The organism is Limnohabitans sp., from assembly GCF_040400975.1.
Taxonomy (GTDB): domain Bacteria; phylum Pseudomonadota; class Gammaproteobacteria; order Burkholderiales; family Burkholderiaceae_C; genus Limnohabitans_A.
The window spans coordinates 1-1789 of record NZ_JBBAPF010000094.1; the positions used below are offsets into that span (position 1 = coordinate 1).

Consider the following 1789-nt stretch of genomic DNA (forward strand, 5'->3'; position numbering starts at 1 on the left):
CATCCAAGAGGCAGAGGAGGAAAAGGGCTGGATGCAAGTGGAACACCCCAGTGAGGAACAAACGACATGCCCATCTGAAGCTTCCGAGCCTCAGAAGCACAAGTACTACAAGGTTGTGGAGGGAAAGTGCTTTGACCTGCAGAACCGTCCCATCACCGACAAGCAGGCAAAGAAGCTCCGCCAGAAGGAGCGCGACGAAAGGGCTAGCGCAGAACAGAAGTGTGTGGTGGAAGCTAAGGGGGCGGGTGATGCGAAGGGTGCAATGGCGTTTGCCGCACCTGGAGTTGAACCCAAGCCTAGCGCGAAAGCCGCCACTCATGATGAGGAGGCTCCATCAAGTTTCTCCATAAAGAAGTACGTCCCCAAGCTTGGTTGCAACAAGAAGAAGGATAACGACGACAAACCTTTGGTCACTGGGAAAAGGATCGATACATGGCCATTGGTACCTTGTGCAACCCAGGGATGCAAAGTGTTGCGCAAATGGAATCTGATGGACGAGGTGCGCACTACTTTGTACGAGAGCTCTGGGCGGTGGGGCGACGATGATGATATAGTCGACTTCAAATACGTTTGTGCGGAATGCAGAGCACTTGAATGGGGAATCACAGTCCCAGAGGCACAGGCACGCATCTTGGAGAACCGTGCGTGCTTTTTGCGACGCAAAAAGGACAACGAAGCGTTCAAGGCCGCCGACAACAAAGTTGCAGAAGCATTTCCTGGCATGTCCAGAGGTGAGCGACGTCTGGTTGCCGTCGCCAGTATGAAGGAGATCATTGCCCCCATTGCAAAGTTTATCCAGTTGAAGACACGAATGCTCAGGGCCAGGGCGGACATGCTTGATGAACACAAGGTGTTGATTGACAGGCTTGCAAACGCAAAGACCATCGAGGAAGCCAACCAGGTCATCCCCCAAATTGAAAAGTTGGAGAGCATGATTGAGGAGGCAAGCGGTCCCTTGGCCTTCAAAGCCAAGGGCGCAGACCAGTGGAGCTTCTGTCTGGCAGCAGATTACGACGACAGTTGGGTCGTCACATACAATGCGGATGGATCCATAAAGAATGCAATGCGCGCCTACCACACATGCACTGCAGGGCACGCTTCAGACCCGTGTTACACGCTCATTTTGGGTAAGAACTGGAACCAGCTCTTTGAAGAGGCGTGGGCCGCCGGGCAGCGTTGGTATTGCAAGTGTTGCAACGCACGGTACCGCCTTGGTATGGGTATGTTGGTTGAGTTGCGCACGTCGGATGGCGACGTCTTCTGGATCCCGGCCACCTACCCAAAGGAGGTGAAGGATTGCAAGTGGATGCGGGTAGAGCAAGACATGGGACCAGTCAGCACACCGGCGGAGCTCTTTAACAAGATCCAAGCCGTCGAGCCATACTTGGGTGACGGCTTGCTCCGTCCGGCCACTCAACCTGAGTGCTATTACGGCCCGTGTGATGGGGTCTATAAATTTGCTGACAAGCAGAAGAACCCATTCTTGAGTGTGCCGGTGTGGCTCTTTGAGGACATCATCAGCTTCTCCAAGCTGAATTGAGCCGTTTGCTTGCTCTGGTGGCGGTGGTGCGTGAAGGCAAAGGGGACCGTGGAGCGAAGGGTGCAATGGCGTTTGCCGTACCTGGAGCGAAGCGTAACCGGAGCTTGATCACTTGGTGGTGTTGTTGTAATGGTAATATGTACAATTGAAATCACAAAGTATGACAGATAGTACAACTTTCATATTGGAGAGGCGGCGGTGGTGCGTGAAGGCAAAGGGGACCGTGGAGCGAAGGGTGCAATGGCGTTT

The 1789-nt window shown here is 53.7% G+C and carries 1 protein-coding gene; it reads left to right on the forward strand.

The genetic code is table 11. The annotated features are described in order from the left end of the window. Window positions 1-1540, forward strand: a 1540-nt coding sequence (locus ABWQ00_RS15950; protein WP_353239640.1) for a hypothetical protein, incomplete at its 5' end; no start/stop codon positions are given. Window positions 1541-1789 lie beyond the last annotated feature (249 nt).